At 44.5% G+C, this 21020-nt stretch carries 23 protein-coding genes and 1 pseudogene; 8 read left to right on the top strand and 16 right to left on the bottom strand.

Annotated elements, in window-relative coordinates; all coding sequences use genetic code 11:
- Window positions 1-96 precede the first annotated feature (96 nt).
- From celB to NSS95_RS02680, 5 genes are all read right to left on the bottom strand, one after another.
- Window positions 97-1452, bottom strand: a complete 1356-nt coding sequence (gene celB, locus NSS95_RS02700) for a PTS cellobiose transporter subunit IIC (RefSeq protein WP_061565671.1) — start codon at window positions 1450-1452, stop codon at window positions 97-99.
- 21 nt (window positions 1453-1473) lie between these two features.
- The gene (locus NSS95_RS02695; RefSeq protein ID WP_017552256.1) at window positions 1474-1977 is read right to left on the bottom strand and encodes a hypothetical protein; all 504 of its coding nucleotides are present in this window, start codon (window positions 1975-1977) and stop codon (window positions 1474-1476) included.
- A 193-nt stretch (window positions 1978-2170) separates the two neighbouring features.
- A complete protein-coding gene (locus NSS95_RS02690) occupies window positions 2171-2494 on the bottom strand; it encodes a PTS cellobiose transporter subunit IIB (protein ID WP_340713773.1) in 324 nt (107 codons plus the stop codon).
- Window positions 2495-2627: 133 nt separating this feature from the next.
- Entirely contained in the window at window positions 2628-2960 is a 333-nt protein-coding gene (locus NSS95_RS02685) for a PTS lactose/cellobiose transporter subunit IIA (RefSeq protein ID WP_035317082.1), read from the bottom strand.
- 249 nt (window positions 2961-3209) lie between these two features.
- Entirely contained in the window at window positions 3210-3368 is a 159-nt protein-coding gene (locus NSS95_RS02680) for a hypothetical protein (protein WP_155641199.1), read from the bottom strand.
- Window positions 3369-3491: 123 nt separating this feature from the next.
- On the opposite strand from NSS95_RS02680, the gene NSS95_RS02675 reads away from it, so the two are divergent.
- Entirely contained in the window at window positions 3492-3899 is a 408-nt protein-coding gene (locus tag NSS95_RS02675; protein ID WP_017551954.1) for a YndM family protein, read from the top strand.
- Window positions 3900-4044: 145 nt separating this feature from the next.
- Here NSS95_RS02675 and NSS95_RS02670 read toward each other — a convergent pair whose 3' ends face one another.
- Window positions 4045-5883 (bottom strand): Ig-like domain-containing protein, encoded by a 1839-nt coding sequence (locus NSS95_RS02670; protein ID WP_168985900.1) that lies wholly within the window; start codon window positions 5881-5883, stop codon window positions 4045-4047.
- A gap of 518 nt (window positions 5884-6401) precedes the next feature.
- On the opposite strand from NSS95_RS02670, the gene NSS95_RS02665 reads away from it, so the two are divergent.
- The 3 genes from NSS95_RS02665 to NSS95_RS02655 all read left to right on the top strand — a co-directional run bounded on the left by NSS95_RS02665 (window position 6402) and on the right by NSS95_RS02655 (window position 7068).
- Window positions 6402-6620, top strand: a complete 219-nt coding sequence (locus tag NSS95_RS02665; protein ID WP_017551951.1) for a DUF1659 domain-containing protein — start codon at window positions 6402-6404, stop codon at window positions 6618-6620.
- Window positions 6621-6645: 25 nt separating this feature from the next.
- On the top strand, window positions 6646-6864 hold the full coding sequence (locus NSS95_RS02660; protein WP_017551950.1) for a DUF2922 domain-containing protein: 219 nt from the start codon (window positions 6646-6648) through the stop codon (window positions 6862-6864).
- Window positions 6865-6927: 63 nt separating this feature from the next.
- Entirely contained in the window at window positions 6928-7068 is a 141-nt protein-coding gene (locus NSS95_RS02655; protein ID WP_013858438.1) for a YvrJ family protein, read from the top strand.
- Window positions 7069-7143: 75 nt separating this feature from the next.
- Here NSS95_RS02655 and NSS95_RS02650 read toward each other — a convergent pair whose 3' ends face one another.
- The 3 genes and pseudogenes from NSS95_RS02650 to NSS95_RS02640 all read right to left on the bottom strand — a co-directional run bounded on the left by NSS95_RS02650 (window position 7144) and on the right by NSS95_RS02640 (window position 10271).
- Entirely contained in the window at window positions 7144-7341 is a 198-nt protein-coding gene (locus NSS95_RS02650; protein WP_185740925.1) for a hypothetical protein, read from the bottom strand.
- Between the two features lie 199 nt (window positions 7342-7540).
- Window positions 7541-8599: a tartrate dehydrogenase gene (locus NSS95_RS02645; protein WP_046721811.1), complete on the bottom strand. Its 1059-nt coding sequence runs from the start codon at window positions 8597-8599 to the stop codon at window positions 7541-7543.
- Between the two features lie 454 nt (window positions 8600-9053).
- Window positions 9054-10271 (bottom strand): annotated as a pseudogene (locus tag NSS95_RS02640) (MFS transporter).
- Between the two features lie 491 nt (window positions 10272-10762).
- Between NSS95_RS02640 and NSS95_RS02635 the strand changes: the two are divergent.
- Window positions 10763-11677, top strand: a complete 915-nt coding sequence (locus tag NSS95_RS02635) for an LCP family glycopolymer transferase (RefSeq protein ID WP_017551945.1) — start codon at window positions 10763-10765, stop codon at window positions 11675-11677.
- 771 nt (window positions 11678-12448) lie between these two features.
- Window positions 12449-12814: a hypothetical protein gene (locus NSS95_RS02630; RefSeq protein ID WP_014096071.1), complete on the top strand. Its 366-nt coding sequence runs from the start codon at window positions 12449-12451 to the stop codon at window positions 12812-12814.
- A gap of 289 nt (window positions 12815-13103) precedes the next feature.
- Here NSS95_RS02630 and NSS95_RS02625 read toward each other — a convergent pair whose 3' ends face one another.
- Both NSS95_RS02625 and NSS95_RS02620 read right to left on the bottom strand, forming a co-directional pair.
- Window positions 13104-14285: an aminotransferase-like domain-containing protein gene (locus NSS95_RS02625; RefSeq protein WP_014096072.1), complete on the bottom strand. Its 1182-nt coding sequence runs from the start codon at window positions 14283-14285 to the stop codon at window positions 13104-13106.
- 414 nt (window positions 14286-14699) lie between these two features.
- Window positions 14700-15410 (bottom strand): FadR/GntR family transcriptional regulator, encoded by a 711-nt coding sequence (locus tag NSS95_RS02620; protein ID WP_014096073.1) that lies wholly within the window; start codon window positions 15408-15410, stop codon window positions 14700-14702.
- 216 nt (window positions 15411-15626) lie between these two features.
- On the opposite strand from NSS95_RS02620, the gene NSS95_RS02615 reads away from it, so the two are divergent.
- The gene (locus NSS95_RS02615) at window positions 15627-17300 is read left to right on the top strand and encodes an L-lactate permease (RefSeq protein ID WP_014096074.1); all 1674 of its coding nucleotides are present in this window, start codon (window positions 15627-15629) and stop codon (window positions 17298-17300) included.
- A 288-nt stretch (window positions 17301-17588) separates the two neighbouring features.
- The gene (locus NSS95_RS02610) at window positions 17589-17726 is read left to right on the top strand and encodes a zinc ribbon-containing protein (RefSeq protein WP_035190889.1); all 138 of its coding nucleotides are present in this window, start codon (window positions 17589-17591) and stop codon (window positions 17724-17726) included.
- Window positions 17727-17891: 165 nt separating this feature from the next.
- Here NSS95_RS02610 and NSS95_RS02605 read toward each other — a convergent pair whose 3' ends face one another.
- The 5 genes from NSS95_RS02605 to NSS95_RS02585 all read right to left on the bottom strand — a co-directional run bounded on the left by NSS95_RS02605 (window position 17892) and on the right by NSS95_RS02585 (window position 20910).
- Window positions 17892-18071 carry a hypothetical protein gene (locus tag NSS95_RS02605; RefSeq protein ID WP_235601918.1) on the bottom strand — a complete coding sequence of 60 codons (180 nt, stop codon included), beginning with the start codon at window positions 18069-18071 and terminating at the stop codon, window positions 17892-17894.
- A 33-nt stretch (window positions 18072-18104) separates the two neighbouring features.
- Entirely contained in the window at window positions 18105-18284 is a 180-nt protein-coding gene (locus NSS95_RS02600) for a hypothetical protein (RefSeq protein WP_061565676.1), read from the bottom strand.
- 33 nt (window positions 18285-18317) lie between these two features.
- Window positions 18318-19274: an Rpn family recombination-promoting nuclease/putative transposase gene (locus tag NSS95_RS02595; protein WP_340713772.1), complete on the bottom strand. Its 957-nt coding sequence runs from the start codon at window positions 19272-19274 to the stop codon at window positions 18318-18320.
- 873 nt (window positions 19275-20147) lie between these two features.
- Window positions 20148-20621 carry a DUF5085 family protein gene (locus tag NSS95_RS02590; protein WP_035190906.1) on the bottom strand — a complete coding sequence of 158 codons (474 nt, stop codon included), beginning with the start codon at window positions 20619-20621 and terminating at the stop codon, window positions 20148-20150.
- Window positions 20611-20910 carry a hypothetical protein gene (locus NSS95_RS02585; RefSeq protein WP_235601904.1) on the bottom strand — a complete coding sequence of 100 codons (300 nt, stop codon included), beginning with the start codon at window positions 20908-20910 and terminating at the stop codon, window positions 20611-20613. Before NSS95_RS02585 ends, NSS95_RS02590 begins: the two co-directional genes overlap by 11 nt.
- Window positions 20911-21020: the final 110 nt, after the last annotated feature.

The raw sequence follows: 21020 nt of genomic DNA, 5'->3' as shown, positions 1-21020 counted from the left end.
TTTCCTATGAAGAACCGCCTTCTTTCATTCACCCGCAGTGCAACATCGTTTTCATAGGATATTTCTACATCTTATTCTTCTATTCCAAGATTAGGATCAGAGTACAGATTCTCCACCTTTTTCTTGTTCAACTAACTTCTTATCATATATTCTGATGAACGGAAGATATATGATAAACGCGACCACACCACAAATGAGTGAGACAACTGGCGCCATAATACTCCCGCCTGTTCCAATGAAAGCCCCGATACCGATTGGCGTTGGCCACGGCACTTGGGCGATAAGTGGCGCAACAATGTGCAGTTTGATCGCAAAATAACCAATTGTAGCTGTAGCCATAGGTGCTAAGAAGAACGGGATAGCCAGGTATGGATTATAAACAATCGGTAGTCCAAACAATATTGGTTCATTAATATTAAAGATGCCAGGAGCAAGGGATGCTTTTCCCAGTATTCTCAATTGCTGTGACCGGGCTAAAAATGCAATAAAGATACATAATCCTAAAGTCGATCCGGAACCGCCCATAATGACAAATGAATTTTGGAACTCGCCGGCGAATGGAATATTTGCCCCATGAATATTGGCTTCCATATTTGCCAAAGTAATAGGCGTCAGGAAGGCTCCAATAATATTCGCCCCGTGAATGCCTACAATCCAGAGTGCATGGATTAAGAAGTAAATCACCATCAATCCCAGCCAGCTGCTTGCGATATGCGTAACAAAGCTGAATGGAACAGCGACAACTTTAAATATATCTGTGCCTAAAGCTACAAAAATACCATTGATGATTAAGATCACAAAAGCGACTAAAAAAGCAGGAATTAAAGCTGTGAACGATCTGGATACCCCTTCCGGAACAGCTTCCGGCATTTTAATCACCCAGTTTTGTTTTACACAGAGCCGGTACAGCTGGACAGCAATGACAGCAACAATAATCGCCGTAAAAATCCCCGAAGAACCTAAACGGCTGACACCACTGTCACCCATTTCCCAACCGAAAATAATATGGGTGGTGTCATTCATTTTTTGTACAAGTGACATTTTTCCACCACCTGAAACCAATTCCGGAATCGTCATGAAGAAAGCAAACATGGATAATAAAGCCCCATTTAGCGGGTTTACATTTATCCCTTCTTCTTCAGCGTATATTTTTGTATACTCATAACCAATAACAAGGTTGAAATATAATGCTAAAATTCCCATTGTTGCTTTATTAGCCAGCATATACAAGTCACTAATTCTAAAGAACGTATTATCGAAAAAGCCCTGCAAAAATGTTAAGGTCTGCGGCAATACGTTCAGCACCAAGAACATGGACCCTACGATTGTAAATGGAATCGAAGCCATCCCGGCAGCCATTACCGCCCGGACAAATCGAAAAGATGCTACTTTCCCCATAGGACCCATCAGATACTTTTCAAGAAAAGTAAATGCCTTATTTTGTTCTGACATAAAGACCCCTCTTTTCTATTATTAACGAATCGCTTTTTCATACTCCATGATGCGTTGAAAATGCTTGTCTTCATCATGTGTAATTTGGTATAACCGATAAAGGATAAAAGCGCTTAAAAATATCCCGGCAATCAAAACAGTTAAAATTAATACTTTTGACTTGTTTTGATTGATTAAAAATGGATATAAATGAGCGAAAGATGACGAAAAACAACTCGGCAACAGCAAAATCACATTTGCAATGAGCAAAGTCATGAAACAAAACTTTGTGTATTTAGCATGATTTGTCGGGCTGCTATAAATCTTTACTTGTTCCGCAACGCTCAATATGACAACGATGATCAACGCCAATGGAAGAAGGTATAGTAACGAATGACTCATAACCAATGAAATTAACCAATATACATTCGTAAAGAAAAAGATTGCGGTAACATATCTGACAAGCAAATATCGGTTATAGTACATCGATTTAAGCATCTGGTTTTTTTGATTTTTTTCAAATAATGCTCTTTCTACGTCATTCATAAAAATCCCTCATTTATTAAAAATATGGCTCCCCGCTACTCGTTAAAGCTTAAGCAATCCATTACCTCCAATCCAAAAGACATCTTAACGGGTATCTTGCTTGAAGATCACCTTCCTTCCGACTATCCATAAATTTTGGCATTTCCGGGTGAGTGCATTGTAAATAGCGAAGACCCATTTTCTCATAAGCAAATCAATCTTTTGGCAGTTCTTGTAAGATTAAATTTCCTAATTTTTCAACACCCATTGGAATCGGAATATAGGCTTGTGGCGGAATGTTTACAACTGGCTTTCCTACGCGTTCTCCGGCTTCCTTAAGTTTTTGAAAATACATCTTTGTTTGTGGGCTGACTAAATATAAATCAAAGTCCCCCTTTTCAATCATCTTATTGCCTTCATTTGCTGAAACAGCATAGACTTCAATTTCCTTACCTTTTGTTTTAAAAAATTCCGTTGTCTTCTTCGCCATTAAAGAAGATGACATACCTGCTGCACAAATAATTAATGCTTTTTTCATCATAAATGCCTCCAATTGGTTTTTTATTGTGATTTAAACTTGCTTATCAATGAATTAATGACTTCCGTTGCTTTTAATGGCCCGCTTGTGCCGCCAATCATCCATTTTTCAAACAGCAAACTTGGCAAATTTGTTAGCACTTTCGACATTCAAGTTCATTTGTTTTTTTATAAAGTTCAATGATTTCTTTTGCCAGGTCAATTACTGTCATGGCATTCATTAAATGGTCCTGTGCGTGTATCAGCAATATACTGATTTCAAATTTTTCCCCACTGGCCTCCCCCTTTATTAGGTCTGTTTGAAAACGATGAGCGATTGTCATGGCTTCGTTGGCTTCTTCAATTTTTTGTTCAGCTAATTTAAACTCACCAGCTTTAGCATGATTTATGGACTCCGCAGCTAAGCTTCGGGCGTTTCCACCATTTAAAATAATTTGAAAACTGATTTCTTCTATGTTCAATGTCATCACCCTTAGTTTAAAAATTGTCGTTTCTTCACCCTTTTTGTCGCATAATATCCATCATTGTTACTTACTGTTGATCACAAAGAGTAACTTGCTGTAATCCTTAAACACTGTTTAATGCTCCGCTTTATCAGCCGCTTGCCTTAATTCAATATTAATATGGAAACGGTTTCACTTTAACCTAAACTCTTTCCTTAGCGCAACGGAAATCATTACTGGAAAAAATGAAGTAACGGAAAAAGGAATCCGGGATCAAGTTTCTGCTTTCTCGCCATTAACATGATTGCCGCTTTTTTCAATAAAGCATGGCATCAAGCTTTTAGACATACCTTTTTGTTTATCGTACTTACCAATCCCGGCCTGGCATTTCAAAAAAGGAAAGTGCGGCAAGCAGAAGGCAATTTGCAGCATTTTAAGAACCCGCATTAAAAGTTACAATTGGAAAGATTTTCTGTGCAGAATGCCTTCATTTCCCGATTAACGGCTGCAGAAGCGGGTAATGATATAGTACAAACACTAAAAGGAGGGACCGTTATGGATCATGCAAAGGCGTTAGTGATAAAGTTTATTATGGTCGCAGTTGTGTTGGGCATCATTTTATCCGCCATCTTCAACATGCCGTTTGGCGATATGATCGCCACCAGTGTAGTACTGACCATTCTCGCATATGTCCTGGGAGATTTAATGATTTTCAAACGGGAAAATGAACGGGAAGAGAATACGCAAAGAAATATCATGGCGACCGTCGCCGATTTTGTTCTGGCGTACCTTGTCGTGTGGCTGATGGGCAGATCACTCGCCCCGGACATGGACAATCTGTTATGGGCGGCGCTGGCTTCGAGCATCGTCATTGCAGCCGGCGAATGGTTCTTCCATAAATATTTACACCATCTTTTCCATCACACGCCTGACCGCGAATTTACCGGATACGGCGGTGACTGATTGAAAAAACGGCAGCCGGATGAGCTGCCGTTTTTTCGTATTCCTATAAAAACTTACCATTCATCAATAAATCATCCAATCGGCAAGCATCAAGTTTTTTAATCACTACGCAATTTTTTCGGCCAAGCAAAACTTTTACTTTCTTTCACCTTACCGTAACCGTTCTTGTTTTGCTTTTGTTTCCGGCTCTGTCTTTCGCGAAAATGGAAAGCTTCGTGCCTTTTTTCTGTTTGCTGATTCTTACACTGTATGCGCCTTTGGCATTTACTGTGGCTTTGCCGATCTGTTTGCTGCCGCGGTATACATAGACAACTACTGATTTTTCCGCTTTACCCACAACATGCGTGGACTTCGTTGTGACATTGCCGGCAGTCGGCATGCCTGGTGCCGTTTTGTCTTTTACTATAACTTTTACTTTGCTGCTTTTTAAACCGGCCTCTGTATAAACATAGAGGACGGTTCCGGCTTTTTGCTTTGAAACCGGGACTTTAAAATATCCTTTCCCGTCCGCTGTGCCGCGGGCAAGTATTTTTCCGTTCTTCATAATGGCTACTTCGATCCCCGGGTCGGAGCTGCCGGAAATGGATGTGCTATTATCGCCGACAGTCCATACTTTCGGTGTTTTCGGTTGCTGCGCCTTGCCGCCGATACTTCCCGACAAGAGCGTATATGTCATATCCCGTCCTTTTCCAGACGGAACGGAAAAGCGGCTTGCTGAAGACAGCTTTTTCACAACCGCCCCGCCGCCTTTTAGCTTCAATGAACTGCCGTTGTAAGTTTTAATTCGGAGCGGCTTGAACGCGGCATCCCCTTTAAACCCGTATAATCCGTTTGTCTGCTTTAACACGAGCGCGGCCCGGAAATCGGTCATAAACTGCCCGAAAGTCAGGTTCGGGTCAATGTATTTTCGGATCACATCCTCGATGGCTTTTTCATTCGTGTTCGGATCGTCCATGATTTTTTTGAAAATGGCATCGCCTTGTCCGCATTGAATTTTCAAATACTCCATGAACAAATAGGACAAGGAATAATTGGCAAGCACATCCCCGTTACTATCCCAGTAGAGAAGCGAGTGGCCGTTTGGGATTGAAGCATCGTTGTTATAATCATCAATCCGATCGGAAAGCGGCTTTCCGGTATAAATTTGCTCTGCGGCCATGGACATCCCTTCGTCAATCCATGTATCAAACGTATCCCAATGGTGCTGGACGAACACTTTCTGGTTAAAAGAGATCATATGCTGAAACTCATGGGCGAGTGTCGAATACGCTTCGGTTACATTTTTCGATGTTCCGGTGCCCATCAGCGGGTATGTGTCAATATAAAAGATTTCCGACTTGTTGGAAGTGTCGGCATCAAAAAGGTCAAGCGGGTAAAAATAGCCAGCTACATATCCGCCTGAGCCATCAAACCCGTCCTGGATATCATAACAAAGAATATTCACTTTCCCATTTCCATCAACATCGGACGGCATGCCGAAATATTTTGTATCGAGCGCATAAATACGGTTGTCAAATTCTTTTCCAAGCTGGGCAGCCTGAGCGTCGTTCAGCTGGTTGTTGTATACCCAGACATCCGCATGCGGACCGCTGTATAAAAGCTTAGCACTTATTTGATAATCTTTATTGCTGGCAAGATTGGACACCCAGAATTTTTTCGTATCTCCCACCCGGGGAAGACGAGCCCTTTTCGTATCCATGCGAACGGAATACTTCCGAAGGCTTAAATATTTTAATAGATCAAATGGCTTTTGGTAATCAATCCGGTAAATGTTGCTCTTTAACTTTTGGCGGAGCGCTGCCAGGTTCGCAATCTTGAAGGTGCCAGTCTGCTCTGTCGAAAGGCTTGAGGTAGACTCGTTGCTGACAAGTTTATAATAATCCTGGGCCGACGCGCTTCCGCCTGCACCGAATACCCCGGCAGGCAGTATAAACAATAGCGATAGTATAATAGGCAAGGATAATGCCCGTCTGAACATTCTCAATGAAATTCCTCCTGCACCTCTGTCCGGACAACCCGGCAATGTTAAAAAGTTGCTTCTTTCATTCTAGCACAGCAAGTCGAATTTTGGCTGCCCGGTTCAGGAAAAAGAAGAGCGGGTTTTTTAACACATTTGCTTGGCTACCTTATCCTGCTGAGCGGATTCTTTTGCAACAGCAGGGGCTGTACGAAAAGACGTATTGGTGCAATCTTTGGGACAATCTTTAAGGGCCGGACTGCACAATTTGAGGGCATGTCTGTTAAGCAGGAAATCTTTCATATCCCGCTGCATGGGGGCGTTTTTCGGCCGCGGCTGTATCCCTGGCGCTGCTGTTTCCATTTCATTTACAAAAGTTCTGCCATATGGTTCGGCTTTGTTTAACCAAGAGGATTATTTTCTAAAACGATTGTCCTGCCTCTGTTGCACTGCCCGCCTCCTCTCCCTGTTTCTCTCTTTTCAACAAAAAAGTACCCTTTTTTCTGTTCAGCCGCTATATAAGGAGTGAAAGGGGGTGAGCGGGAATGGCACAAGTCCATTTAACAAGTTCCCGCATTTCATTAATCTTTGATAACGGGGTGAATGAAAATGGAAAACCGGTAACCAAAGCGAAGTCGTTCGCCAATGTGGCTGCCTCTGCAACGCCCGATGCGATCCGGCAATTTGCAGACGCATACGCTTCACTGCAGCAAAAAGCGCTTGTCCGTGTGACGCGCACTGACTTGAATGACATCAGTGAGTAAAAATTAAAAAAGGGGGAATGGATAGATGAAAACTTTGGAACTTCAGTTTTTAACGCAGGATAACAAAACAGTGAGGGTTGCAGTCGATGAGCCGGCAGAACCCATCGATACGGTGAAAGTGAAAAACGCCATGGCTCAGATGCTCGGCTCGGGCGTGCTGGTCAGCTCATCCGGCACGGCGCTCTCCAGCGTGAAAGGTGCACGTCTTATTGAGCAAAACATTACTGAATATACACTGGCGTAATCTTTTGCCCCCGGTTCCCGTTTTCGGAACGGGGGCTCTTGATTTTACAGGGGGAGAGGAGAAATGCATGAAATGGTGTCGCTCATCAGTGAAGTCGGGTTTCCGGTCGCCGTCACCGTCTTTTTGCTGTACCGGATTGAGGCCAAGCTTGATGCGGTGATTGAATCGATCCAAAACCTGCCGGAACGGATGAAGGGGATCTGAAAGGGAGGGGCTTATGTGCAAGCCCCTCCCTTTTTCCGGATGGATCATTTCCCGGTCCGGTCGTTATTCATTTGTTTAGTCACATACCTGCAACTGCTCCATTTCCGCAAAATCCACGCTGCAAAGGATATATTTCGACGAAGGCAGCCCACCAAGCCTGCATTTCACTTCTTCACTCATCTTCCGGTAACGCTCAACCGTGGACTCCCGGCTCAGACCGATTGTTTTCATATAGGGGTTGCTGAACGAATCCGATGCTGAGTTTGTACCCAATTTGTCTGCAAGCCCTGTCTCAAAATATAGTAGAATCTTTTTGCGAAAATGACGATTTTATCTTTTCATACGTTGAATCGGCTTTCAAGTGCAAACTTTGTAAAACCCTTACATTAAAATTGTTGTCAAAGCTGTCAGCAGCCTTGCCAAATCTAGAAATTTTACTGATTCAGCAAACCCTATACAGGCTTCGCTTTCTTTAAGTTTGTAAAATGCGCCGGCAAACTGCTTCTGTTACTTCTTCTGTTGTTGCCGTTCCGCCGATGTCCGAGGTTTTGATGCCTTTTTCAATCGTCCATTCGATTGCATCCATTATCGTTTCACCCATTTCTGTTTCGCCAAAATGATCGAGCATCATTTTAGCTGTCCAAATTTGGCCTATTGGGTTGGCAATGCCTTTTCCTGCAATATCCGGCGCCGAGCCGTGGACAGGTTCAAACATGGAAGGATATTTCCCGTCCAAATTGATGTTCGCGGACGGCGCAATGCCGATACTGCCCATAATCGCGCCGCCAATATCTGTTAAAATATCCCCGAATAAATTGCTCGCAACAATGACATCAAAAGTCTCCGGCTTCATCACCAGAAAAGCAGACAGCGCATCAATATGCATGCTGTTTACAGCCACATCCGGATAGCCAGCCTTTACCTGGCTGAACACCTCGTCCCAAAAAGGCATTGTGTGGAAAATGCCGTTTGATTTCGTTGCACTGGTCAGGCGTCGGCCGCGTTTTTGCGCCAGTTCAAACGCATATCGCATCGCCCGCTCTGTTCCTTTTCTTGTAAAAATTGCATTCTGGATCGCAATTTCGTCTTCACCGCGATGAATTCTGCCGCCAACCTCGCTGTACTCCCCTTCGCTGTTTTCACGCACGACAATGAAATCAAAATCTTTCGGGTCCCTTAACGGGGACTGCAGCCCTTTGAAATACTTTGCAGGCCGGATATTCAGCACCTGTTCGAAGCCGCGCCGGATTTTCAGCAAAAGGCCCCAAAGCGACACATGATCCGGCACAAGCCTTGGATTGCCGACTGCCCCGAGAAAAATAGCCTCATAATCTTTTAAAATCTCAAGCCCGTTATCCGGCATCATTTTTCCCTGATCAAGATAATAATCACAGCTCCACGGGAACGCCGTGAATTCGAACCGGATTCCGCCATGCCGTTCCGCTGCCGCATGCAGCACACGGATGGCAGCCGGCACCACTTCTTTTCCAATCCCGTCGCCCGGGATCGCCGCGATATGGTATGTTTTCATTCTAATCCCCTCCGTTAAAGCGCTCCCAATTATATTCATTTTACCATAAGCATGAAAATGAAATGCTTTATCATCCCTTAAAATCAAGATTCTTATTCCGTTGCTGCCCCCGCTGCGCCAAGCGGGTAATGATAAACAACATACGATCAACATGGTGATTTTCAGAAGATGAATGAACGGCATATCGCTTTAACCTAATGTGCCAAGCCATTGTATGGGGAAAGGAAAAAATAAAGGCAATGAGAAAACAGCTCATTGCCTTTTGATTGGCTAATTTGTACGCGAACAGATCGGGCACGCCCTCCGAATTTTTTCCGCTGGCGTTCGAGATACTTGTCACTGCTGTTTGATCACTGACTTTTTCAGCGAATGGCCGCGGGCACGCCGCTCATTCCTATTTGCATCAAATTTTTCCGGTTAACGGCAGCGGGCAGCAAACGGGCACATGCTGCCGCTATTCTCCCTTCGATTCTGCATTCCCCGACACGCCTGTTTTCAACATTGGAAAAACAAAGCACAGCCCGATAATGAAAAACAACGCAGCAAGTTCGAAAACAGCCGTGATCGAAAACCATTCCTTCAATGCCCCCGCAAGGCTCATGGTCACCACCATGGAGCCAGTGAAAAGCGGGCTCAAAATGCCGTTCACCCTGCCAATAAAATCGGATTCCGTATTTTGCAGGATCAGGGTGTTAATGCCGATCTGGATGCTCGGCATGAAAAAGCCCGAAACGAGTTCGGCGGCGAGTGTCAGCCAAAGCGAAGTCGAAGCACCGATTATCGCAAGCCCAATGGCATTTGCAAGCATACCGGTGAACAGCATTTTTTGAGGTGAAGCAGATTTTGAAAAGGCCATGGAAAAAGCCCCGCCTGTAATCATCCCAATGCCATTCACCATCACAAGCCATTGCAGGTTCTCTTTCGGCAGGCCGAGACGGTCCGTTACGAGGAAAATATTCATCGGTTGGATAAAACCGACGCCAAGCCCTGCCGCCAGAAAACCAAGTCCCAGCAGCCGCAATTCCTTTTTAGATAATACATAGCGAACCCCGCTCGTCATTTCCTGGAAAATATTCGACAATTTTTCCTTCTTTTTCATGGCCTGGTCTTTCGGGATAAATGACAAACTCGCGGCGGAAAACAGGAAAGCGAGACCGGTTATCAAAATAGAATAATCGATTCCAAACCTTTCATAGGCAAACGTGCCGACCACCGGGCCAAGAATCATGAAAACAGCAAAAATGGTCTGGTAAACGGCCATTGCCTGCTAGATCAGGCGTTCCTCAAGATGCATTTTAAACAGTTTCATCCCGGACGGTTGTGAAAACTGCGACAAAATCGAGGAAATCAGTGTTGCAAAAAAGACGGACTGCCACGAGCCAAAAACAAGCGCGCCGATGACGCCAAAAATGGACACAGCACTCAGCAAATCACACCAAACCATTGTTTTCTTCGGCTGCCAGCGGTCCGCAAATGTTCCGCCGATAAAACTAAAAATGAAAATGGGCAGGAACTCCGCCACTGAAATCATCGAAACGGCAAACGGGTCGCCGTTTGTTTTTTCTGTCACAAACAACAGGACGGCAAAATTCCGCACCCATATGCCCACCTGCAAAAACAACGCGGATACAAACACCATCCGGACAAACCGATTTCTCAAAAGCTCTCCCACAAGCGCCCCCCTCTGGTCAAATCTGTCTCATATCGTGCCATAATCATACCGGAATTGAAAGCCTTAAGCAATACAGAAGCACCCGTGTAAAACAGAGTGCGAAAAAATGCATGCAAACTTGGGAAACGGAAGCCCGCAGGCAAAAGGTGAAAAAATCGGCGCATTCGGCCGCGTGCTCCTTTTTTTCCTTCGGCCAGTCCCTTCTCATGCCTGCACTCAAAACAGGCATCTATTCTGCTTCGCCCGGGCCCGACATTTTCATGTTTTCCATTACTTCCACCTCCTCGTCCTGTCACACGCCTCAACCCAAACCATTTTTCTTGCAGCCATTTTCGCCACATTTCACGCACACATCCTCTTCTTTTTCCAATAAATTGCAAGAGAAAAGCCGGACCATTGCATAAACGAAAAATCCCCGTTAACAATTTGGAAAAACCATGATATGATAGCGATTAGATTAAATAAAAAATTCAAAGAAAAGGGTCGAAAAAATGAAGAAGAAGATATTCATCACACTCGGGATTCTCTTAGCGATCATCGTGATCGGGGGCGGAGGGTTCGCCTATTACGTCTACCATTCTGTCCAAAATGCCGCAGATAAAATGTATGACAGCAAATCCGTGAAACCATCCGAGAAAAACACTGAAAAAATCAAAAGTGAAAAACCAATTTCCATTCTTTTACTCGGCGTAGATGAGCGGGCCGGAGATGTAGGAAGATCCGATACGCTCATTATTCTTACACTGAACCCGCAAAAGAAAGCCATGCAGATGATCTCCATTCCGCGTGACACGAGGACAGAAATCGTGGGCAAGGGAACATTGAATAAGATAAATGCGGCTTATGCTTACGGCGGGCCAAAAATGGCACTGGATACGGTAAACAAATTTGCTAATTTAAACCTTGACCAGTACATACGCTTGAATATGGAAGGATTGGCTGACCTTGTAGATGCTGTCGGCGGTGTAACCGTCTACAATAAAATCAGCTGGCATGACGAAGGGTATTATAAAAAAGGCTACTATTATGCCAAAGGGAACATTACATTGGATACCGGCAAAAAAGCGCTCGGTTATGTAAGAATGCGCCACCTTGATCCTCAAGGTGACTTTGGCCGTAACCAGCGCCAGCGTGACGTCATTATGGCCGTCATTAACAAAGCGGCGACCATCCAGTCTTTCTCGCGTTATCAGGAAATCCTGGCTGCGATCCAGAACAATGTCAAAACAAACCTGACGCTTGATGATATGAAAAACATTGCGATGAACTACCGCGACTGCCGCCAAAATACGACAGACTATGAAGTAAAAGGTAACAGTACAACCATTGATGGCATTTACTACCTCAATGTCAGCCAGGCAGAACGCGACAAGGTCCACAACATGGTGACCAATATGGAACAATAAAGACAGGCAGGCCCCGTTGTCCGGAGCCTGCCCTTTTCAATTTTTATTTTTGCTTTTCCTGCGGTTTTACCGGAGATCTTTCCGGCTCTATGTCTTTATGATGATGCTGTTTTTCCTGTTGTTCCGGCGAGTCGCCTTTTTTGTCCTTGTTGTAATCCATTTGGTGCCCTCCTCCCGGTTGGATTAATGTTCCTTAGCATCACTGCTTGTCTATTGTAAAAATACCCGGTAACTGCATATGCTAAACAAAGGGGAGAGGCTGCCCGCTTTGGCGGAACAAAAAATGTCTATTCGGACAAGCGAAGGCAATGGATCCCTATAGCTGCAACGGATAACCAGGGGCTTAGATGGAAGGTGATCCGGCCACCGCTTTTGTTTTTTACCAGCTTTCCATTCAAACGGGAGCAAAGGCAATATAACCTGTTACCTACCGCAGATTCGTGCCGGCACCTGCCCCCGGCCGGAGCGAAGGTAACCTGCACTTACAAAAGCTACCGTGGAAAACGGAACGCTCAAAACAGCCTGAACAAAACCCATATTACAAAAGCCCATACCGGAATGGACAAGCCAATGCCAATCAGACAGCCTTTCGCAAAATCTCCGTCTTTTCCATTCATCTCTTCATTTTCCTTTTTAAGTAATAGGATGCATTCGCCTCGTAAATATTTTGGCGAATAGGATGAACATTATTATAACAACCCATCTCCTTAAAACCAAGTAAGTATTGACAGGAACGTACGTTTGTTTATATAATGAAAACAGGTGATCCGTATGCCGCAAATCTTAACCGAGGAAGAAGAAAAGCTGATCGAGGCATTTATCCTCCTGCCGCTTGCCAAAAGGACGCTGGAACGGGACCAGAGAGCGATCCGGGCAAGCCTGTTAAAATTTAAAGAGCCTTATCTTTTTGCAACGGACCAAATGCTCTTGCAAATTTCATCCTGCCTCGCTCAAGTCAAACGGGAAGCCGGCAGAAAAAAGATGCGCTTTTACAAACGGAACGACCTTTCCTATACCGTGTTTGTGCGCGGCTGGCGGTTTGAAAAGAATTACCACCCGCAAATAGCAGCGGAGTGGGTAAAAAACCGAATCACCGGTTTCTTCCTCCCGTTGCGCCTGCCTTTTGAAGACCGGTAAGGAGCTTGCGAAACTCAGCAGCTTCGAGGAACGCCTTCCGGACCGTAAAGGGCGCCAAAACGCCTATTCATGAAACATTCCAGGGATACATGGGATTGAATACCGCTGATGAAACATTCCGGCATACACGGGATATTGAAGACCGCCGGTGATAAGGAGACGCCGCTCTCTTTTTAAAGAGCGTGAAAAAATCCCAATATACGAATGACAAACAGCCAGGTAAGCCCGGAAAACGCGGGATCCCGGAACTTTTACATGCCCGGAAATCCCTTTAGCAGATCCTCCCCCGTTAAGCGCTTGTTTTCTTCCACTTTTTAAAACTTTCTTCCAGACGGGAAAACCCTTTTTTCATTTCCTCATCACTGCAGTAGGCGAAACAAAGGCGGATTTTTGTGTTTAGCCCGCGCTCAAGCGTAAAGGCATCACCCGGCACAAACACGGCGCCGTCCTGTGCCGCTATTTTCATCCATTCTGTTACACCGCCTTTTTTGACATCGATCCAGTAAAACAGCCCGCCGGCCGGTTCAGCTCCTTCCCATTGCTCCGTCTCGTGCATATGCTGTAAAAACCGTTTTGTCCAGTCTTTCCGTTTTTCATAAAAGTGTTTTTGTTTTGCAAGAATCTGCGGCCAGTTTTCGGAAGAAATGAGTTTTCCCGCCAGCATCTGGTTCATGGGCGATGTGCAGGCGTCTGTTACCTGCTTAAACTGTTCAAGTTTTTTCAGAAAGGCTGGGTGCGCGAGAATAAAGCCGGTCCGCATCGCCGGCGCCATAACTTTTGAAAAACTGTACAGGTATATGGTTCTTTCTTTTAAGGGATCGAGTTCGAACAAGGAAGGAGGGCGGCCGTGAAACAGCAGATCACGGTACGGATCATCTTCTATAATGATAAAATCATACTGGTAAGCAAGTTCAATGAGTTTTTTCCGTTTTTCGAGAGAGGTGGTGACGCCGGTTGGGTTTTGAGCATTTGGAATAATGTAAAGCGCTTTCAATCTTCTTGTTTGCAATGTTTTTTCAAGAAAATCGACATCCAAACCGTCTTGTTCAAGCGGAATGCCGACCGCCTTGAGCCGGTACTGGTGCACCGCCGAAAAGGCAATGGAATACGTGTACATTTCCATTGCAAAACCGTCCCCTTCATCCAGCAGCATTCTGCAGACAAGGTCAACCCCCTGCGTATTGCCGTTTGTCGCCATGATATAGCTTTCCGGAATATTTTCCGTTTTAGAGATAACATCCACATACGGCCCAAACCCTTTTGCACTGCAATACTCATACAGGCGTGCCGGATCTGCCTCAAAGATTTCATTCATGATGCGCTGCAGTTCTTTTTTCGGGATCATGCCGCCATTTGGCATGCCGACGCTGAAAAATACCGGATCCCGGACAGCCGGCTCGATGCTGTCCATATACACATCAATCGCATTTTCTTTAATCTTGCCGCTCAACGCTGAAAACATTTGCTTCATCGCCGCCGCACCCCGCTTTCCATTTGCTGAAAAATTGCCTATACCCTATGTATATGGGAAAGCGCGGAGGAAAGTGACACAAAAAATAAAGCATGAAATCAGACAAGAAGACAAGGTAGCAATAGTATATCCAGGCCGCATGCCCTTGTCATCCACACGGAACATCAGCCGAGAAATTCACACCACCTCATGTTTCCAGCTGTTGTGCTTCGGTATTATCCTGTCATCGAAAGCCCGAAGTCGTACGAATCGGCGCAATACAAAAGCCTGTTCTGCTTGAAAAATCTTTCAAAGCGGAACAGGCTTTAAATTTCCTCTCATTCTCAGGTGCCAATATCAAGGGAGCCGGACTACCCCAAAACAGATCCCCTGCTGAAGAAAAGGGCCGGATTTGCGTTCATGAAAACAGATTGGTTAACGCAGAAAATCCTTTAGACTGTTTTCCACAAACTGCAAATGGTCGATCATGGCCTTGCGCGCTTTTTCGCTGTCCTTTTCTTCGATGGCTACCCTGATTCTTTCATGTTGCTCATACAAGGCGCCCAATGTGGAAGGATCAGAAAAAAGAAGCATTCTGCGCGTTTCTTTCATTGCATCCTCCATCGTCTCAGCAACCTGGTTCATCAGCCCGGCAAGAATCGGATTTTGTACAGCCTGGACAATGGCAAGATGGAAGGCAAGATCTGCTTTTTCACCGAGTTCTTCGTTCCCCGTCGCCCGCTTCATATCTGCGAGCGCCTGCCTTATCCTTTCCAGATCAGCTTCGGTCCGTTTGACAGCGGCCGTGGCGGCTGCTCCGGCTTCAAGAATCTTCCGGACTTCAAGCAGATTTGCCACATCTTCCTGATTCATCAGGACTGCCTGCGAAATGGGATACGAAATCCCGCTCGCATCAAAGTTACGAACAAACGTTCCCTCTCCCTGTTTTAGCTCAATATAGCCGAGCGCCCTTAGTGACGTTAACGCTTCTCTTATAGCCGATCTCCCCACGGAAAACTTTTCTGCCAAAAGTGGCACCGGATCAAGCTTATCCCCGGGCTTAAGCTCCCCGTTTTGGATCATCTCTATCAATTCATTTGCCACTTGTTCATAAATTTTTGCAGGTTTAATTTTTTTATATTTCATGTTTTCTCCTCTTATCCCTTTTCTATATTTTATGAATAACAGCAATCCGGAAAAATAGCAAACAAAAATTTTAAAAAAAGAGTTGTTTTTTCTTTTTATTATACTTATACTTTTTAACGTGTAAACCTTATCATCTGATGACTATTTCATCTAATGACCTTAAAAATTGCAATTGGGATGGATTGGAGAAAATTTTTCAAAAAGGAGTGGAGATTGTTGGAGTACGTACAAAATTTTATTCCGCTTAAGGGGCATTTGTTTTTATCCGCACTGATTGCTGCCTTTCCGATTCTGTTTTTCTTCTGGGCACTCGCCATTAAAAAAATGGCGGCACATCTTGCAAGCCTTGCCACGCTGGTGATTGCGCTGCTGATTTCTGTAATCGTTTACAGAATGCCGGCCGTACTGCCGGTTATGTCAGCTACCCAGGGGATTGTGTATGGGATTCTACCGATTGCCTGGATCATTATCAATTCTGTGTTTTTATATAAATTGACGGTCAAAACCGGCCAGTTTGATGTGATCCGCAACTCGGTCGTATCGATCACGGAAGACAGGAGATTGCAAGCTTTATTGATTGCGTTTTCATTTGGCGCTTTTTTGGAAGGTTGTGCCGGGTTTGGCGCGCCGGTTGCGATTACCGCTGCCCTGCTTGTCGGGCTCGGATTCAATCCGCTTTATGCAGCCGGCATCTGCTTATTGGCCAACACTGCACCGGTAGCATTTGGCGCAATCGGGTCCCCTGTAATTGCGATGGCAGGGCCGACCGGTGTTTCTGCACTGGAAATTTCAAAAATGATCGGGCGACAATTGCCGCTTATTTCCATGTTCATTCCGCTTTATCTCATCATTGTCATGGCGGGCTTTAAAAAAGCAATGGAAGTGCTGCCGGCGCTTATTGTATCAGGCTTGTCCTTTGCCTTGACGCAGTTCTTTGCTTCCAATTTTCTGGGGCCGGAACTGCCGGACGTTTTATCAGCACTCGTATCTTTGGTTGTCCTTGCCGTCTTCCTAAAATTTTGGAAGCCGAAAAACATATTCTATTTTGAGCATGAAGAGGCTGCCGCCGCGCTCGAAACGCCGCCTGTTTCCAATACAGGCGGGCAAATTGCGAAAGCATGGTCGCCATTTATTGTCCTGACGGTTTTGATCACCATCTGGGGCATCCCGCAGATCAAACTTGCGCTCACCGGGCAGTATGCCGGAGCGAACCCGGTTTTAAAGGCTCTAAACCCGATCGGCGGAGCGGCTTCGTTCAGCGGGAATGTGCCATTTTTAAACAATCATATTATCAATGGCTCGCACACCCCGATTGCGGCCATGTATAAGCTGGATCTGCTTGGCACTGCAGGCACAGCGATTTTTATCGCAGCCATTGTCACGAAGTTTCTTTTAAAAATTACATGGAAAGCCTGGTTTGCCGCATTCTTTGAAACGTTAAAAGAATTGAAGTTTCCGATTCTTACCATTTTGTTCATTGTCGGCTTTGCGTATGTCATGAATGCTTCCGGCATGATTACTACATTGGCATTGGCGCTCGCCAAAACAGCCGCTTTGTTCCCGTTTTTCTCGCCGGTACTTGGCTGGCTCGGCGTTTTCATTACCGGATCGGACACCTCGTCCAATGTTTTGTTTGGCACGCTTCAGCAAGTTTCAGCTCAGTCTGTCGGCATGAACCCGCTGCTTGCCATTGCGGCCAATTCATCCGGGGGTGTCACGGGAAAAATGATTTCTCCGCAGTCGATTGCCGTTGCCTGCGCTGCAACCGGGCTGATTGGCAGGGAAGCACAACTGCTGAGATTCACAGTCAAGCACAGTATGTTTTTGCTTTTCATCATTTGTCTGCTCACCTTCCTGCAATCCAACATCCTTTCCTGGATGGTGCCTTAATCAGAAACCCCGCTGCGGACATTTCGCGGCGGGGTGTTTTGTGTTCGATCACAGGATTCCGGGCAGGTAATTGAAGGTGCTTCCCCAATGTTAGATAGCCAGATTTTATGTTCGATTGCAGGATTCCGGCAGCCAGTGGGAGCATGACTCGGTGGAAAACCCGTGGCGGGACATTTTGATGAAGCTCTGTAGCGAACGGGCGGTTTTGCACGCGTATGGCAGCCGATGTTTAAAAACTTTTTCGCACGGGTATTCAAATGACAACACGAAACGAAAGGAGCATGGCCGATGCCACATACAGGTGAAACACCGGGAAAAGGCGAGTATAAATGCAAAAACTGCGGGGAACAGATTACGCTGGATGAAGATAAGGACAGGCTCCCTCCATGCCCGAACTGCCACGAAACGGAGTATACGAAAGCGTGAGAAAAACGTCATCCTATTGGATGGCGTTTTTCTTTATTCATATATAAGTGAAATTGGAAATTCACATCTTTACGCACAGTCGGTTCATGTTCGTTTCCCTTCTTTTCTTAGTTCATCTTCATACGTGATCATCATGCCGCCCTCCCGTTTCAAAGCCATCAGCCCTTATTCCTTTTCCAACTTCTCCTTTATTTCAAGGATCTTTTTTTCGGAGAGACCTGTTGCTTTTTTGATAGAATCGAGTGGTATCCCAAGTTTAATAAGGTTTCGGGTAATTTCAATTTTTTCTTCTTGTCTCCCTTCTTTTCTTGCTTCTTGTTTTAGTTCATCTTCATACGTTATCATCGTGCCACCCTCCCAATTCAAAACCATCAGCCCTTATTCCTTTTCCAACTTCTCCTTTATTTCAAGGATCTTTTTTTCGGAAAGGCCTGTTGCTTTTTTGATAAAATCGAGGGATGACCCTAGTTTAATGAGGTTTCGGGTGATCTCGATTTTTCCTTCTTCCCTTCCTTCTTTTCTTGCTTCTTGTTTTAGTTCATCCTCATACGTTATCATCGTGCCGCCCTCCTATTTCAAAGCCATCAGACCTTATTCCTTTTCCAGCTTCTCTTTTATTTCAAGGACCTTTTTTTCAGAAAAGCCTGTTGCCTTTTTGATAAAATCAAGGGATGCCCCAAGTTTAATAAGGTTTCGGGTGATTTCTATTTTTCCTTCTTGTCTTCCTTCTCGTTTACCTTCTTGTAGTCCTTCTTTTCTTCCTTCTTCCCTTCCTTCTTTTCTTGCTTCTTGTTTTAGTTCATCCTCATACGTTATCATCGTGCCGCCCTCCCAATTTTGGATTTCCTGGTCAAATTCCTGTTGGTAATGACTTTCGAGTTTTATCATGTGGTCCATGAAAATGAAAAGTGTCAGTAAATCCTTTTTATCGAGCTGCAAGCGATCTTTCATAACAGCTAAAACCCGGAGCAACTGCTTTTTCAATTCTAATTTGGTTGGCTGTGCGGCTGTTTTTCCATACAGGGCTTTTTTTGCCGCAAGGATTACAAAAGCAAATGGATTAGTCGATTGCAACAATTCATTTTCATCTTGTTCCGCTATTTTATACACATTGTATTCATAATTCAATTTTGTCCCGAAAAAGTTGTATTCATAACGGGGTGGGGTATACGTTTCGGAGTAATCTTCGGTGTAAATCACAAGCGCAAATATCTTTTTATCATACACATCAAAAATCCGGTAGAAGTATTGAAACATTCTTTCTGCAAAACCAGTATCTTTCCACCCCTGCACTTCGATATGGACAAGTATCCACTGTTCGCTACCATTTTTCAAATACACTTTAAAAAGCCCGTCTGCTTCCCGGTCACGGCTTTTGCCGTCCGGATTCAGCCTTTGGAATTCCTTATCCAGGTCGTCAGGTGGCTTGTCCCAATCAATCATCTCATACAAGCCTGGTGAAAAAAACGCAACAAAATCTTCAAACAGCGAATGAATAACCCGCTTCCAATGACGGTCATATTCATTGCGCCCAGTCCGCTTATCCATCCCATTCCCCCTTTTCAAGTATTAAAACTATTCCGTTTTTATTATACAACATTTTTAAAATGAAGGGAACACCAATTCGACAAAAATTTTGGTTACCTGGTACTTTCGGTTCTACTGCGTGTAGCGCACTCCCATCCACAACCCCTGTTTTTGATGAAGGAATGATAATGCCATCTAACGAATCAGGGTCGGAAGGGCAATGAATCAATTCAAGATCATATCCCTTCTACTGCCATTCTACACTCAGCCTCTTTATGAAAAATGATTTTCCCGTCCGTGGGCCGCCTTTTAAAATAAAGACGCGTTCCAATCCTTGCAAATTCGATTCAAAAAAATGAGTAAACACTTTACCGGTATAGCCGACCACAAAATAATACAGGCATGTCCCGCCACTCCTCTGCTTGGCTTAGATTAACAGTTCTCCACACTAGCCTGTGCGCACAATCATTTATTTGTTAATCTTCTCCAATGAATCTTTATAGATAAAGTTCATAAAAAAAATAAAAAGGTCTGCACCAAAGTCAGTTTGTCACTTCCGGGCAGACCTTTTTTCAATCGATAAGGTTGTTTTTGCAGCAAACCTCTGCATGATTCATATATAACCGGTTATTTTTTTCCGCTCAATTCGACAAGAATTTTCTATTCGGCTCGTGTTGCACTCCTCGCTTAAATTATTTAAATCACTTTACAAAATTCTTGCTATACCAGGAACAGTTGAAAAATGCGATTCAAAGAGGCGAGGAAAAAAAGTGCTACCAAGGATTGGCGCGTTGTTTGGATTGATTTGGAATAACGGAGATCAGGAAAGCAAAGCATGATGCTGGATACGCTTGAGCAAGGACTGAAGCAGGTATAAAGTGAAGGAGCGGGCGTTCACCGCTCCTGTTTTAAATCATCCGCCTCATCATCCTCAAACACCTTTATTTTAATCTCCACCCACTGCATTTCATCATCCCCGCGTAAAATATGGAATATTGGCGAGGAAATTTTATAACCATTCTCCATGACGTGCCGGAACAATTCATCATAAGCTTTTTCTGTATTGGCTTCAAACTGCCCTTTTACCCGCGTCATCAGCATTTGATCGATATAAAAATAACTTTGGAATGTAAGGTCTGTATCTTTCGGAACATTGGACTGCTCAACCGGCATATAGATGTCAATCAACATCCTTTCATCAAACGGAATGTTATACAGCGCATAAAACAGCGGTCCTTTCACGGTAAGGTGCGCATCTGTAAGCTTTTCATTAAAATCTTCCAATGCCATTTCGAACTGGCTGACATGGATATCATATGTAGACATGACTACATTCCGATACTCAATCGTTTCATATTCAACGACCATCGGATGGCACTTCCTTTACCCTGGCATAAATATCCATCATCACATCATCAAACACATCAAGACACACGTGGTAAAACGGCTCCTTGATTTCCAGCCCGTTCCGCTTCGCATAACCCCTTAACAGCATGTACGCATCCTCAATCTCATCCACTTCCGGACAGCGTACATAGATCGCCGGCATAATTTCCATGTAATCAAGCTGCTTGTAAAATGCATCTTCAGGGACTTCCACCTGCCCGTTCAGGCCGATATAATACGTATACTTTCCAAAAGACGGCTCATTTTCCATTTCTTCTATCGTATAAAAATCACCGGGCTTGTGTAATAAATATCTTCATTAACAAGGTTCATGCGCAGACTCAAAGCTGGCACATACCACTATCGTGCGGGATCACTTCT

The organism is Weizmannia sp. FSL K6-3076 (genome assembly GCF_038007245.1).
Lineage (GTDB): Bacteria > Bacillota > Bacilli > Bacillales > Bacillaceae_C > Weizmannia > Weizmannia faecalis.
Note: the sequence above shows the minus strand (reverse complement) of the source record. Positions and strands in the feature narration are given on the sequence as shown.